The sequence below is a fragment of the Victivallis sp. genome (genome assembly GCF_048170485.1).
Taxonomy (GTDB): Bacteria; Verrucomicrobiota; Lentisphaeria; order Victivallales; family Victivallaceae; genus Victivallis.
The window spans coordinates 1-13,948 of the sequence record NZ_DBEXAY010000254.1 but is presented as its reverse complement, the minus strand read 5'-3'; the positions used below and the strand labels follow the sequence as shown (position 1 = coordinate 13,948).

10 protein-coding genes are annotated in these 13,948 nt (G+C 61.3%); 1 reads left to right on the top strand and 9 read right to left on the bottom strand.

Annotation, left to right across the window (positions count from 1 at the left end; all coding sequences use genetic code 11):
- From ACMLHG_RS13195 to ACMLHG_RS13175, 5 genes are all read right to left on the bottom strand, one after another.
- The gene (locus ACMLHG_RS13195) at window positions 1-1,332 is read right to left on the bottom strand and encodes an MATE family efflux transporter (protein WP_417170786.1); all 1,332 of its coding nucleotides are present in this window, start codon (window positions 1,330-1,332) and stop codon (window positions 1-3) included.
- A 204-nt stretch (window positions 1,333-1,536) separates the two neighbouring features.
- Window positions 1,537-2,853 (bottom strand): sedoheptulokinase, encoded by a 1,317-nt coding sequence (locus ACMLHG_RS13190; protein WP_295810377.1) that lies wholly within the window; start codon window positions 2,851-2,853, stop codon window positions 1,537-1,539.
- Window positions 2,850-3,629: a radical SAM protein gene (locus tag ACMLHG_RS13185; RefSeq protein WP_417170785.1), complete on the bottom strand. Its 780-nt coding sequence runs from the start codon at window positions 3,627-3,629 to the stop codon at window positions 2,850-2,852. Before ACMLHG_RS13185 ends, ACMLHG_RS13190 begins: the two co-directional genes overlap by 4 nt.
- A complete protein-coding gene (locus tag ACMLHG_RS13180; RefSeq protein WP_294436339.1) occupies window positions 3,626-4,576 on the bottom strand; it encodes a GntR family transcriptional regulator in 951 nt (316 codons plus the stop codon). The genes ACMLHG_RS13185 and ACMLHG_RS13180 overlap by 4 nt, the downstream gene beginning before the upstream one ends.
- A 20-nt stretch (window positions 4,577-4,596) precedes the next feature.
- Complete coding sequence (locus ACMLHG_RS13175) at window positions 4,597-6,927, bottom strand: pyruvate formate lyase family protein (protein WP_417170784.1); 2,331 nt, start codon at window positions 6,925-6,927, stop codon at window positions 4,597-4,599.
- Between the two features lie 118 nt (window positions 6,928-7,045).
- Here ACMLHG_RS13175 and ACMLHG_RS13170 point away from each other — a divergent pair, with 118 nt between their 5' ends.
- The gene (locus ACMLHG_RS13170) at window positions 7,046-8,122 is read left to right on the top strand and encodes a class I mannose-6-phosphate isomerase (RefSeq protein WP_417170783.1); all 1,077 of its coding nucleotides are present in this window, start codon (window positions 7,046-7,048) and stop codon (window positions 8,120-8,122) included.
- 12 nt (window positions 8,123-8,134) lie between these two features.
- Here the strand turns inward: ACMLHG_RS13170 and ACMLHG_RS13165 are convergent, their stop codons facing one another.
- Genes ACMLHG_RS13165 through ACMLHG_RS13150 form a run of 4 tightly spaced genes read right to left on the bottom strand, consistent with a single transcriptional unit; the run spans window position 8,135 to window position 13,851 of the window.
- The gene (locus ACMLHG_RS13165) at window positions 8,135-9,433 is read right to left on the bottom strand and encodes a BNR repeat-containing protein (protein ID WP_417170782.1); all 1,299 of its coding nucleotides are present in this window, start codon (window positions 9,431-9,433) and stop codon (window positions 8,135-8,137) included.
- Window positions 9,434-9,473: 40 nt separating this feature from the next.
- Window positions 9,474-9,788 carry an L-rhamnose mutarotase gene (locus tag ACMLHG_RS13160; RefSeq protein WP_295810394.1) on the bottom strand — a complete coding sequence of 105 codons (315 nt, stop codon included), beginning with the start codon at window positions 9,786-9,788 and terminating at the stop codon, window positions 9,474-9,476.
- 4 nt (window positions 9,789-9,792) lie between these two features.
- Entirely contained in the window at window positions 9,793-13,032 is a 3,240-nt protein-coding gene (locus ACMLHG_RS13155; protein ID WP_417170781.1) for a hypothetical protein, read from the bottom strand.
- 24 nt (window positions 13,033-13,056) lie between these two features.
- Window positions 13,057-13,851: a prepilin-type N-terminal cleavage/methylation domain-containing protein gene (locus ACMLHG_RS13150; RefSeq protein WP_294436345.1), complete on the bottom strand. Its 795-nt coding sequence runs from the start codon at window positions 13,849-13,851 to the stop codon at window positions 13,057-13,059.
- Window positions 13,852-13,948: the final 97 nt, after the last annotated feature.

Genomic DNA, 13,948 nt, shown 5'->3' with positions numbered 1-13,948 from the left:
TCAGACCTCGAGATTTTTCCCCTGCCGCAGACAGCGTTTGAGATAGCCGAAGGAGAGTGCCAGGATGACCGCCGGATAGAGAATTTCGGTTGTCCAGCACCAGGCCACGTTCAGGCGCAGCAGCTGGCCGATGATATAGACGGCGATGGTGTAGACCAGCAGGGTGAAGAGTTCGATTCCGAGTGCGGCGCGGGTTTTCCCGACGCCGGAAACCACGTTGAACCAGACGTTGGCGGGAGCCTGCAGCATGTGCCCGACCGCCATGACGTAGAGCGTGGAGCAGGAGGCCGCGATGAGTTCGGGATTGTCGGTATAGATGCGCAGCACCAGTTCGGGGAAGATCACCGAGAAGAGCAGCGGCGGCAGCAGCGCCGCGTAGGCGATGCCGGTCACCTTCCAGGTGAGGCCGGGAATGCGTTGGCTCTCGCCGGCGCCGATCAGGTTGCTGGCCAGACTGCTTGCGGTTACCGCAAACGCGTTGATCAGCATGAAGAGGATCGATGAGACGCTGCGGACGAGGTTGACCACGGCCAGCGGCCGTTCGCCCAGGTGCTCGATGACGACGAAGAAATAGAACCACACGCCGACTGCGAAGAAGGACTGCAGCATCGTCCAGACCGAGATGTTGAAGACCCGCAGGAGGATCAGGCGATCGAAAAACTTCGCTTCCGCCAGCCCGTACTGTGCGGTGTTCACCCGGAATTTGACGTAGAGGAGATAGAAGAGAAGAGAGATCGCTTCCGCCGCGACCGAAGCGATGGCGGCCCCTGCAATTCCCATTTCCGGACAGCCGAACTTGCCGAAGATCAGAAGATAGTTGAGCACCACGTTGCTGAGAGTCATGATCAGCGCGTTGATGGTCAGCACCCGGGTCCGGGTGATGCCGACGAAGAAGGCGCGGAAGAGGACTCCGGCGAAGGAGAAGAAGAGCCCGTAGATCCGCCAGTCCAGATAGGTCAGCGCGGCGTCGCAGACCGCCTCGGAGCGGATGAATAACGGCAGCAGGCGGGGGGTGAAAAGCTTGGAAAGCAGACAGATCCCCAGCGCCAGCATCAGAAGAAAACTGGCCGAAGAGAGGAAAATTCTGCCGATGCTGCGGAATTTGCGGGCTCCGTTTCGTTGCCCGATCAGGATCTGACTGCCGATGCTGAAGCCGAATCCGAGCATGAAGAGCGCGAGAAAGTAGATGCTGCCGATGGCGGCGGCGCCGAGTTCGATTTCTCCGACCCGGCCGAGAAAGGCGGTGTCGACCAGGCCGATCAGATGCTGCATCAGCGCGCTGACCAGAACCGGCCAGGCGATCTGCCAGATATGTCTGGTTGAAATGTCCACTGAAATTTCTCCGGAAAAGAAAGCCGGAGCCGGTTTTTTCGGAAATGCGGCTCCGGTTGAATCTGCTGATTCTTCTGACGGCGCCGACATTCCGGCGTCGTGACGATTCTATTAATATATCGGACTTGCGGTGAAATTACAAGAGCGGAGCGATGGTCCATCTGCAAGTTCCCGGAATTTTACGGGAATCCGCACTCCGGCCAGTCAGTTCTGCGCCAGAAGCGCGGCTCCGGTGGCCGCCTCTTCCCGGGTATCCGGCAGGCGGAGCGGCAGGCCGAACTCATGACGGATTGCCCACTGAATGCTTTTCAGCAGCCGGACGGCGTTCCCGGAGCCGATAACCTCCCGTTTCCCGGCGATGAGCTCCGGGGCGAAGCCCGCTTTGAGATTGCGGACGATGCCGAGCGCCAGCGCCGCGCCGAGACTGCCGGGCGTCGCATTGGTGAGGGTGAGGCCGCTGACTTCGCCGCGCAGAGCCGGATTCCACCGTTCGCCGAGAAAGTTCGGGGTGACGGTCAGCTCCGGTTCTCCGCGCCGGAGCTCTGCCAGGGCGAGCGCGTCGAGTCGGTCGAGCAGTTCGCCGCGGGGGAGTTCCGGTTCCCCCAGCTCCTTGCGGAAGGTGTTGACCGTGTCGGCCAGCCAGGCGAAGGCGGCGCCGCCGCAGAGAGGGGCCGCAACCAGCAGGGTGCGGCCCCCGGGGAAGGGGCGCGCTTCGATCCGCTCCGAACATTGTTCCGGCGGATTGTCGGTCACCAGCGAAAGCTGTGCGCCGGTGCCGAGGGTGAGATGGAGTTTTTCTTCCGGATTTTCGCCGGAGCTGAGGATCGAAGCCTGGTTGTCGCCGATGGCGACGATGACCGGAGTCCCGGCTTTCAGACCGAAGCGCCCGGCGGCTTCCGGGGAGACGTTGCCGGCGGCGGAGCCGCAGGGGCGGAGTTCCGGCAAAAGGGTGCGGGGAATTCCCAGCGCTTCGGCGGCGGCGAAGTTCCACTCCCCCGCGGCGGCGTCATAGAGGCCCCAGCTTGCCGCATGGGTGGGGTCGCTGAGGATGCGGCTGTTGCCGGTGAGGCGGGCGACCAGATAGTCGGCGAGCGGAGCGGCAAAGGTCCAGCCGTCGAGTTTCCCCGCTTCCGCGAGCCGGGCGAGTGTGGCGCCGCCGAACCCCTCCCGCAGGGAGAGGCTGGAACGCTGGTGGAAACGGCGCAGCCGCTCCTCGCCGCAGCGGTGATCCTGCCAGGTGATGAGCGGCGTGATTCCCAGCGGACCGCCGAGCAGAACCGAGTGCATCTGCCCGGTGACGCCGATGGCGGAGAGGTTCTGCAATTCCGCGGCGGGCAGCCGGGCGAGGAGCGCGGCGACACAGTCGAAGATTTTCTCCACATTCTGTTCCGCGCCGCCGGGTTCGGCGGGGAGGGCGGCTTCATGCGCCATGGAGGCGACGGCGGAGGTGGTGTGATCCTCCCGGAGGAGGACGGCGGCAACCTTGGTGGTGCCGAGATCGATTCCCAGAGTGGTTTTCATAGATACCATCCAAACAGAGTTGCTTGCATCTTGTTTTCGTTCAGCAGAGCGGCGAAATGCTCGAGAAGTTCCCGCGGCGGCGGTGTCGCCCCTTCACAGGGGTAGTCCACGCCGAGGGCGCGGTACTTGGGCAGGGCGATATGGTGCTGGCGGAGCAGTTGGACCCGGAGCGGTCCGTACGGCCGCCGGGCCTGCAGATCCCGGCAGACTTCGAGCAGGGCGGCCTGTTCTTCCGGAATATCGTTTACGCCGGAGATGACCGGAATCCGGAGGACGAAATCCGGCTTGTGCTCCGCCGCGAACCGGAGGTTGTCGAACACCTGTTCCAGCCGGACCGGACCGGGGTGAATTTTCGTCTGAAACATCTGCTCATTCGCCGTTTTGAGGTCCGAAAAGATCCAGTCCGCCGCCAGAACCGCCTCCCGGTAGGCGGGGGTGGAGGCGTTGCTCTCCAGCGCGGTATGGATTCCCGCTTCCCGGAGCAGGGCGAGGGCGGTGAGCAGTTCCGCGCTCTGGAGCGTCGGTTCGCCGCCGCCGAAGGTGACGCCGGAGATGAAATCCCGCGCCGCCACGGCTTTGTCCCGCACGGCTTCCGGCGAGAGGTCGCGCCCGGCGATGACGGTCCGCTCCGGATAATGGAGCGTCTGCGGTTCCGCGGAGAGACTCTCCGGCGCGCCGCACCAGTCGCAGCGGAAGTTGCATCCCTTGAGGTAGAAGACCAGCCGGGTCCCCGGACCGTCGAAGTCGTTGCTGTAACCGGAGTCGAAGATTCTCATCCCTTCGGTTCCTCCGGGGCGATCCGGTGATCGTGAGCGACCCAGGTTTCGCCCTGTTTCCGCTGGTTCCGCAATGCCTGAAAACAGGCTTTGGCCAGTTTGTCCATCGGCTGGCGGCAGCTGACAATGCCGGCGGCCTGCGCTTCCGGGGTGCCGTCGATGCTGAAGAGCGGCACTCCGCAGTGGAGATAGCGGAGCGCGGCGGGGTCGTTGACCGCGAAGATGGCGCTTCCGGGCGGGAGGGGGGCCGGAACCCCTTCGGTGAAGTCGATCTGGTGTGCGGCACACGCCTTCCGGCAGAACTCCCGCCGTTCCCGGCTGGTGTCGATGTCGAGCGCACAGGGATCGGCGAAGAAGATGTGCCGGATTTTCTCCGCCGCAGCCCGCCGGATCAGCAGGCGGACCGCCGCTTCGTTGTCCAGCCCGACGTAATCGGCGATTTTTCCCGGGTGAATCCGGTCGAAGAAGACCAGATTGACCCCGAGAATCCGCAGCCGCAGAAAGAGGTTGAAATCGAGTTCTCGGTCGATGCCCCAGACCACCAGATCGCGGACGCCGTGGAGCACCAGCCGCATGACCGCCCGATTCTGCTCGGCGCCGGTGGCGGCGGGTTCGAGCGCGGTGATCACGTCGCGCCGGGCGGCTTCGCGGCAGAAGGTGTGGAGAAAACTCCGGGCAAAGGGGTCGTCCAGCGGCACGAGCATCCCCACGGTCTGAAGCGCTCCGGCGGCGGCGGCAAAGGTGGAGTTGACGATGCCGCCGACCTTGGGTTTGCGCGAGATGATGTGACTTTCTTCGAGCCGGGCGAATGCACGGCGGATGGTGATGCGGCTCGCCTGAAAGCGCTCCATCGCCTCCTGCTCGGTCAGAAAGCGCTGCCCGGGCTGGAATTCACCGGTCAAAACCGCTTGAAACAACGCTTGATAAATCTGTTCCGTGAGCTGCATATCATCCTGTCCTGCTGTGATTACGCGACGGTTTCATCCGCATCCAGACGGGCGATGATGTCGTTCTGGATGGCGGGTGAAAGGTCGAGAAAGTTTACAAACGTCCCGTGAATCCGCATGATGTAGACGCCGTTCGGGGCATATTTTTCCGGTTCGGCGAGCACCTTGCGTAGATTCCGCTTCGAATCGATATTAAAATAGACGTAGTAGGGGGAATTTTCCACTTCGTCATGGAACCGGAAGAGCGGTTTGATGATCTTTTCGGTGAAAATCTTCATCTTCTCCGGAATGTCCCGGCCGTTGCGGAACACCTCCGGCGAGATGCCGAGGTGCGAAGCGTAGCCGCCGAGGAAATCGCCGAAGTTGATCTTCCGTTCGCTCAGAAGCTGATCGATTCTGCCGCTGTGCGCGCTTTCGCGCCGCGGGTCGATGCCGTACCCGAGCATCTCCCGCGCCGGCCGCCCGTCCGGCGTCGCTCCCACATGGTAGCCGTACAGGAGATGGGTGCTCGGCGTGGAGAAGTCCGGCAGGAAGGGGCTGCCCGCCGGATTGCGGAGCGCGTGAACCAGATCGCTGACGCGGTGCGCCAGCTGTACCGCAAGCTCATCCGGTTCGGAATCGTCGTTGCCATATTTCGGCAGCCCCTGCAGATAGGCGCGGAACGATTCGGCGCCGGAGAAGTTTTTCCGCAGCGCTTCGAGCAGTTCTTGCGCGAAGCCGGCTCGTTCCGCAAGGCCGTGACGGACTGCGACCAGCGAGTCGGTAACGACGCTGAGGCCGTGGATCAGACAGCCGCTGGCATGGTAGGTCACCCCCGGGTGATGCGCGTCGCGCATGTCGTACCCGCTCTTGAGCCCCTCCATCAGCGCTGAAGTGAAGGGGACCGCCTGCAACGCAATCGCTTCCGTGCAACCGTTGGCGGCCTGTTCCATCTGCTTTAAGATCCACTCCAGCTGGCGGAAGAACGCCGTTTCGAGATCGGCCAGCAGCGCTTCGTGCGAGGCGTAGCCGAGCTCCTGCGTGTTCCGGGCGAGTTTCGCGCCGGAGAGCAGGGAACAGCCGTCGTTGAGCGTCAGCTCCAGCACCTTGGCCAGATTGAGCCAGCTGTTGGTGGTGTTGGCGCTCTCTTTGCCCATGATGAGCGGCTCCTGACAGCCGGCGATCGAGTAATCCGGCATGTCGGCCGGAGCGATACCCTTGCGCTCGAGGATGCGGAACATCATGTCGTCGTTGAAGAGCGATGGCGTCGAGTGGCCGGGCGTGAAGAAGAAATTGCCCATCGCCTGATAGAGCTGTTCCGGGGTGCCCCGGTGGAGTTTCACCGACAGTGCGGGCTGGGGATTGTTGGAGATGCGGAACGCTTCTAGCACATGGTACGACATGGCTGACGTGAGGTCGTTGCCCTTTTCATCGCGACCGCCGACCATGATGTTCTGCGAAATCGCCCAGCACCGTTCCCCGACCATCAGGAAGGCGAGGAAACTGCGGACCAGCTGAACCGCCTCATCCGCCGGCGTGTCCTTGAGATAGGGCGCGAGGATCCGGTCGAGGTTGCCCACCGAGAAGGCGTAGGGGTTGGGGGCCTGTTCGAGGGTCATCACCTGCCAGAGCAGTGCCGCGCTCTGAATGGCTTCGTGCAGATTGCGTGCACCCTGTGCCGGCACGTGCGAACAGGCGGCGGCGATGCCTTTGAGCCGGAGCACTTCATCCGGATCGGCGGCGCGCTCCTGCTGGAGTTTTTCCGCCAGTTCGGCGTAGCGCCCGGCGAGGATCTCCGCCGCCTCCAGCGAGGCGCGGATTCCTTTCGCTTCCGGGGCGAAGGGGAGCGTTTCGATGCCGTGTGCGAGGATCGGGCGAAGGTCCGGAATGGTGTGGCCGGTCACCGGTTCGACGAAGAAGGCGACCTCCTGCGTGAGTTTTCCGGTGCGGGCGTAGACCTGTTCCAGCGCTTTGACGAACGGCGTTTCACGGTAGTAGCGGCGGACCTTTTCCACCCGTTCGCGCGGGAATTCCGCGTCGGGTTCGAGATCGTCGTAGATGGCGACCGGGTCGCAGTATCCGGCGAAGGTCTCCACCTGGAAGGCCGGATTGATCAGCGCGTAGCTCGGGCTGAATGCGTCATCCTGCGTGCCGGCGATCACGCTTCCAGCCGGAATGGAGAGTTTCATGCGCCGGATGCATTCGCAGAGGATGGCGGGCTGATGTTCCGGCGCGTCGGGATTCGCGAACTTCCGGCGAACCTCCATCTTCAGCTCCTGGTATTCGAACCAGCCGGTCATCCGCTTCTGCGCGAATTTGTATTTCAGCAGTTTGTCGATTCCCGATGCGTAGAGTTCCGCACGATTTTTCATGGCTCTCTCCTCTCTGGACGTTGCGGGGGATGCTTGTTTTTTTTATTTGTTATATTATATTATACTATAATACAAATAAAATTCAACCGAGATTTTGAAAAAAGAGAGGAAAAGGAAGATGACCGGAGCTGTGAAATTTCTGCCGAACCGGGTGTGGCGGGTCTATCGCGGAGGGAGCGGCATCGATCTGCTCCGGCGGGCGGAGAGGGCGGAGGACGGCCATTTCCCCGAGGACTGGATCGCTTCGACTTCCCCGGCGAACAACCCGCAGTATCCGGCGGCGGAGCAGGGGCTGAGCCGGGTGGCGGCGGCGGGTCGGGAGATGCTGTTCGGCGACTGGCTCGCGGCCAATCCGGAGGAGACGCTGGGGCGGGAACATGCGGCGAAGTATGGCGCAAATGCCGCGTTGCTGATGAAGATTCTCGACGCCGCCGAGCGGCTGCCGATTCAGGTTCACCCGAGCGTGCCGGACGCCCGGCGGTACTTTCATTCGGAGTTTGGCAAGACCGAGGCGTGGTATGTGATTTCGACCCGCGAGGTCGAGGGGGAAGCTCCCTACCTGCTCTTCGGATTCAACGAGCGGCTGGATCGGGAGCGTTTCTGTCGCGAAGCACTGGCTGGAGCGTTCCCCACGGGGCAGGGGATGCTGCACAAACTGGCGGTCCGCCCCGGCGACTGCTTCATCGTGCCCGGCGGCACGCCGCATGCGATCGGTTGCGGCGTCACACTGATCGAGGTGATGGAGCCGAGTGACCTGGTGGTTCAGCCGGAGTTCTTCTGTGGAACCCAGCGGCTCTCCGACGCGGAACGCTGGAGCGGCGCCGAGCCGCTGGATGCCCTGAAGAGTTTCGACTTCGTCTCTGAAACGGAGGCGGCGCTGCGCGCCCGTTGCACGCCGGAGCCAGAGAGGATGGATGAATCACTCTCCCGCATCATTCCCGGGCGGATTGCCCGGTATTTCGAGGTTCAGCTTCTCCGTTGTCGCGGAACATACCGCTTCTTCAACCGGGAGAATCGTCACCGGGCCGGTGTGGTGACTGCGGGGGATCTCGAACTCACCGATTCCGCTGGAACGCTGGAACTTCATCGCGGCGATGCCTTTTTCCTGCCTTACTCTCTGAAGGATTGCGAGTTCCGTGGTGTCGGCGATGTGGTGTTCGCTCTGCCGCCGGCGCTGGATCCCCTCCGGAATTGATTGTGCAGGAGCTTATTCGGGCAGTTTTACCTTGCAGACGGTGAGCCGGGTCGGTTCCGGCAGCGGCGGTTGCCGGGGCTGGTCGCGGTTGGCCGGGAGCGTCTCCCAGCGGAGAAACCAGCTCACCCCCGGTTCGCCGGAACATCCGGCATCCGGGAGCCAGTTCCGGATGAGGCCGGGGAAGGACTGCTCCATCGTCTGCAGTCCGGCTGGACAGGTGGTGCGTGGCGGGAGGGTTTCGCGCGTCTTGAGCGTCACTGGATCGAGCAGCCAGCAGCCGGATTTCCGCCCGACGAATTCAAAATCCTGCAGGAGCGTGCCGTCCGGCTGGAACCGGACCGGCGGCGCAAATACCATCTGCCGGATTGAACCGCCGCCGGAGAACTCCCACCGTTCCGCCTTCGGCCAGTTCCCGTGTGGAACGAGCTGATGCTGGCCGTCCGGATTCAGACGGAGGGTGAAGATGCGGCTCGCGCCGTCGCGGTCGTACAGGTGAAAGGAGAGAATCGGCCGTTTCCCGCCGTCGAAGCCGATGCTGCCGCACATGTTGATGAGGCCGCTGCCGCGGGGCGCCGTCGGAAGGACGACGATTCCGGGGGAATCGCTGGTCATCGGCAGGGAAAGGGGCGTGCCCGCCGAATTTTCCCAGTGGCGCAGATCGCGGCTGCGGGCGTAGCAGAGATCGTGGTTGGTGGCGCAGTCGCCGTTGTCCCGCCAGACCCAGGCGAGGTGGTAGAAGCCGTCCGGACCGGCGACCGGACCGAAGAAGTAGGCGTTCATCCTGCCGTTGCCGGAGGTGAGCGGCTGATCGAGCAGGCGGGACCAGCGCCCGGTTTGCGCGTCGTAGACGTTGTAGATTTCATTGCCGCAACCGCTTGCACCGTATCGATAGTGAAAGATCATCTCCCCCGCTGGACCCGTGAGAAAGCGCGGGTAGGTACAGCGTTCTTCGCAGTTCCCGATCAGGGAGCCAACCTGCTCGATCGAGGCAAGATCGTGTGGCCGCTTCATCTGAAAATAGAGGAGAGGCGAGGCGTGCATGTTCGCCGCGATGTGCAGACATCCGGTCGAGTCGCAGAAGAGCTGAATCGTGTTGTGCGAGTCCCAGCCGACTGCAGTGTCAAGTTTGCGGTACTCCCAGTCGGGGGAGGGGAGAGTGCGGGTGGCGATGACCAGTTGCCGTTCGGCGTTGTAGTACCCTGCATACTGCCGGGGCGGCGTGGTCAGGAGGGCAAAGTTCACTTTGTGGCCGGCCCAGGCGGTGCCGACGGGAATCTGTTCGAGGAGAACCGGGGAATCTTCTTTTCTCATTTTTCTGTCAATGACTTGCAAATAGAATGGGGGATGGCGCTTAATCCAGATGGAACAACTCTTCCAGCGGAACCGTGACCGGTCCGCAACCGTCCGGATCCGGTTCGAGCAGTTCGGCCATGGATTCCTGCCAGCGCTGGAATACCGGATCGCGGCGCAACGCGTCGAGTCGTTCCGGGGCCGCAACGATGCGCTGCGCGAAGAGCGTGCCGCTTCGGGAATCCAGCCAGATGGTGTAGTTCGCCACGCCGGCGTTTCGCAGGGCGCGGAGCATATCCGGCCAGATTGCGGCGTGGCGGCGGCGATACTCTTCGGCACAGCCGGGGCGGAGTTTCAGCAGAAACGCGTTTCGCATGGAATCAGTTCTCCTGCTGCGTTCCGCGGGTGATCCAGTAGACCATGACGCCGCCGGGGAAGCTTCCGGGATCGGCGGTGAAGGAGAGTGTGCCGTTGCGGAAAGAGGATTTGACCACGCCGCAGACCGTTCCGTCGAGCCGGAGTGCTTCCACTTTCGGCGTCGCTTCGCCGTCGAGCTTGAGCGAAACCTTCGCCGGGGCGCGGCGGACGAGGTGCGGGAGTTTGCCCCATTTGAGCAGATATTGTCTTTTTTCCCCTTTGAAGGTGGTTCCGCTGTCGAGCACGTCGGTCAGGTGGAAGAGCAGGAGTTTGCTGCTGCGGGCGACCGGAGCGTCATCGAGCGAGCTTACACTCACCGTTGTGGGGTAGGTAACCTGTCTCACCGTCAACGCTCCTGCAGTGAGATTGCCGGAGGCGAGAGTGGCGCTCAGGGTGCGCGGTGTTTGAATCGCCAGCGTGTTTTTCCGGGAGTCGAGCCGGAGCTCTCCGGTGGAACTCTCTGCGACTCCGGTCCGGAGCAGCGTCTGCCGGAGCGCCTGAATCTTTCGGTCGGGGAGGGGAGCTTTCCCCGCCGCCGCGTTTGCCGAAATGACCTGAACGCCGGGAACTTGCCGGTTGTCGACCACGGTTCCGATTCCGGCGATCAGCCCGAGGCGGCTGAAGTCGAGCGGATACTCCAGCGGCATGTCGGAGTTCCAGAAGTTCTTCGGCACGTTCCAGGCGAAACGCTCCTTCGAAGGCGACACGTCGCCGCGGCGGAAAAGCAGCATCACCAGCCGGTCGGAGAGCTGGGCCAGCGGCTCGTTGGCAAAGTCAAAAGTACTGATGGGCATATCCTGCCGGATGTTCCGGTCGTTGTGCGACCAGGCGAACTGATAGAGTGCATCCCAGTTCTGCAATGCGGCGTATCCGCCGATCACCGGCCCGCCTTCGGAGCGGAACTGGTTGGGAACGCAGAACTTGTATTCGGTGATGCTGAACGGTTTCCCGAAGAGGCGCGCGACGAAAAGCTGTTCCGGCACCTCGTTGCCGAGGTCACTGATACTGGAACGCTGACGGTAGAGGCCGGGCAGTTTCCATGGGTTGATCGGGAAACGCGGATGATCCTGATACTTATGGTCATCGACCGTGTCGAGTTCTTCGCGGCTGAGCGCCAGTGGAATCTTGTTGTGCATGTTGAGGTCGGTGCGCAGCGCCTTGAGACCGAGCTCCTCTTTGAGGAACTTCGCCTGCTCCAGAATGCTCTCATGCTGAAGCGTGTAGAGAAATTCCTGGAAGCGGCGGTCTGTCGGCCCTGTATTTCCCGGTTTTTCTCCCGGATGGTGCCGGGCCAGCCATTGGGGATACCGTCTGCGGTATTGTTCGGCGATACCCGGTTCCACGGAAAGTTTGGCGTCGAGATTGTTTTCATTGGTGAAGCTCACGATATAGAGCGCCGGGTCCTCCGCCCAGGTCATGCCGGTGTAGGGATTGCGGTGGCCGAGCCAGCGGCGGGCGAACTCCTTCCAGTTCTCCATCGCCGCGCGGCTGATCGGCAGCAGCGCCTTCATCTGATATCCTTTCCCGTTCGGAACCCATTCCGGAATGTTGTCGCCCGCTTTCAATCTGCGGCTGACGAAGACGTCGGTCGTGATGTAGATTCCCCGTTTGCGGCAGGCGGCGAAGAGGTATTCCAGCCGGTCGAGCATCTCCGGATCGATGGTCAGCGAATCCGGCGCCTCTTTTTTCACGAGAAGGTTGTCGTGATGGTGGAGGCGGATCGCGTTGTAGCCGTGCCGCGCCAGTCGTTCTGCGAGTTCATCACTCTCCTTGTGAGAGAGAAACTGTGCACGATTGCAGAGGTTCACGCCGACGAAACGAATCCGTTTTTCCGGTGCCTTTTCGAAAGTGAAATGGCCGTCCGGCGCGACGACGACCCGGCCGTATTTGCCTGCGGGCGCGTCGAGCATGCCGGAGAAGTCCAGCGGAGAGCCCGGCTTGATCGTTCGGGAGGTGTTCAGCCGGATCCATTCTTTCTCTTCGGTGATGACGACCGGGCGGTCGTTGCCCTGAAGCGGAATCGCACCGTCGGCGAGAGTAAGGGCAGGAATCAGCCAGTATTGATTCCGGACGCCGCGGAGCGTCATCTTGACCGGATCATCTCGGTCGAGTTTGAACTGCGAAAAGTAGAGTCCGATTCCCGCATTGCGGTTATCTCCTCGCCAGACCACGACTCCGTTGGGGAGATGATCCGGATTCCACCAGTTGCCGACATCGCGGTTTGAGATAACGGCAATCCGCTGAATGGAACCGTCAGCGAAAAGAACTTCGAATTCTCCCGCCTTTTCCGGTCGAGTCCAGCCGGTAGCGTGGAGTACGAGGAGGTGACTGCCACAGCCGGAGACGGGCAGTGAAACTTCCCGCGGAAAATTTCTTCCGAGTCCGATTGCCGCTTTTCCGTTGTTCTTTGCCGGATCAATGATCCGGAACCGGGTGCCGCCGACCGGAAGGGTCCGGAGTGTGAAGCTGCGCAGATCGTTGTGCGGCCCCTGATCGGTCCATCCGCCTTTTCCGTCTCCGGGAAATTCGTCGGCAAAGCCGATGTTGGCCGCGCGAATCAGGTCGATCGGCGTTCCCTGCAGTGGTTGCAGACGGAGCAGAAGGGACAGCGCTGTTTTCTCTCTGAACCCGGTTGACGGCTGGAAATAGAGGCGAACGGAAAAGGTGTCCATGCCGGATGGGCGGTTGTCCCGGATTTTCAATTCACTTTTTCCTGAAACGGAGAGACGGGCGCCGCTGTCGAGCGGAATGGTGACCTGGCTGCATTTACGTTTGGTGATGACTTCGATTCGTTCTTTTTCCGGTTTTTCCGGGAGAAGGAACGGTTTACCGTCGATCGTAACGGTGCGGACTGCGCCGGAGATGCGGAACTCCAGAAACAGACCGAAAAGTTCGACCGGTTTCGAGTCTGCGGTGAGTTTCGCGCGATAACTGAATGCATCAGCAGACCGGGGCAGAAATTCGGCTCGGAAGGCGGCGTTTCGGAAACGGCCGGAGAAGAGAATCGCTTCTTCTTTCCGTTCCTGGCGGGGGGCTTGAAGCGTATCAATGGAGTACGACGGCCCGAAGTTGATCAAACGGAATACCGTCTTTTCAATTCGGAAGGAGCCGTCTTTCGAGACGTCGAGCCAAGAGGGCAGGGGGATGGCCATGACGGAGAATGCCGATAGAGCCAGAAATGTGGTGAGGAAAATGTTGCGCATGAATCGTGATTCCCTTAAAGTTGTTTACTGATTGTACCAGAGATTTTTCACTTCGTTGAACGGTGGCGGAATGACCACCCACGGCAGGGCGCCGGAAACGAACGGCGCGGAGGAGACGTTTCCGGCGGCGAAAAGAACATTGAGGCTGTTTCCGTGACGCATGGAGAGTTCTCCATACTGATCGCCGCGGGAGGTCTGGTTTTTGAGCCAGCGCCAATAACCGGTCTCGATCCAGTTTCCGGAAGTATCAGTTGCCTGAATGTCGAACAAGAGGACTTTTTCAGACGGGTGTTTAACCTGATTGAAGCGGGTGATTCCACTGTCACTCTGCGGCTCCGGGCGATAGCGCTGAAGAAGTCGGTAATACCAGCTGATTCCATAGTGCGGTTTCTGAATCCACCAGTCGCTGCCGCTGCCTGTTCCGGTGAGATTGAATTGTCCGGTCTGGGCAGGACAGAGAAACTGATGGATAGAGAGGTATTTACCCTGTATCATGCCCTCAGTATCATCCCAGTCGTTGTCTGCCAGAAGATTGGGTCCCATGAGAGAACGGGGCCACTGCATGACGGAACCTTTGCCGATATTGTAGTCGGCAGGAGGAAGTATATCCGAGTGATCCCCGGCATAAAGTGCGAAGGCAAGTCCCTGTTGTTTGAGATTGTTGGTACAGCTGATGCTTTTGGCCCGGTCCCGTGCTTTATTCAGCGCCGGCAGCAGCATCGCGGCGAGAATCGCTATGATCGCAATCACGATGAGGAGTTCGATCAGAGTGAATGAATGGAAAACTGCCGCCATGTGGTGGAACGATTTTCTCGTCATGGATGTTCTCTCCTTCCGCTGTTTTACGGGATTCCGTCTGGTCATATTATACCGTGAATGAAAGAGTTTTAGAAGGGCAAAAAACAACATAGTTTGA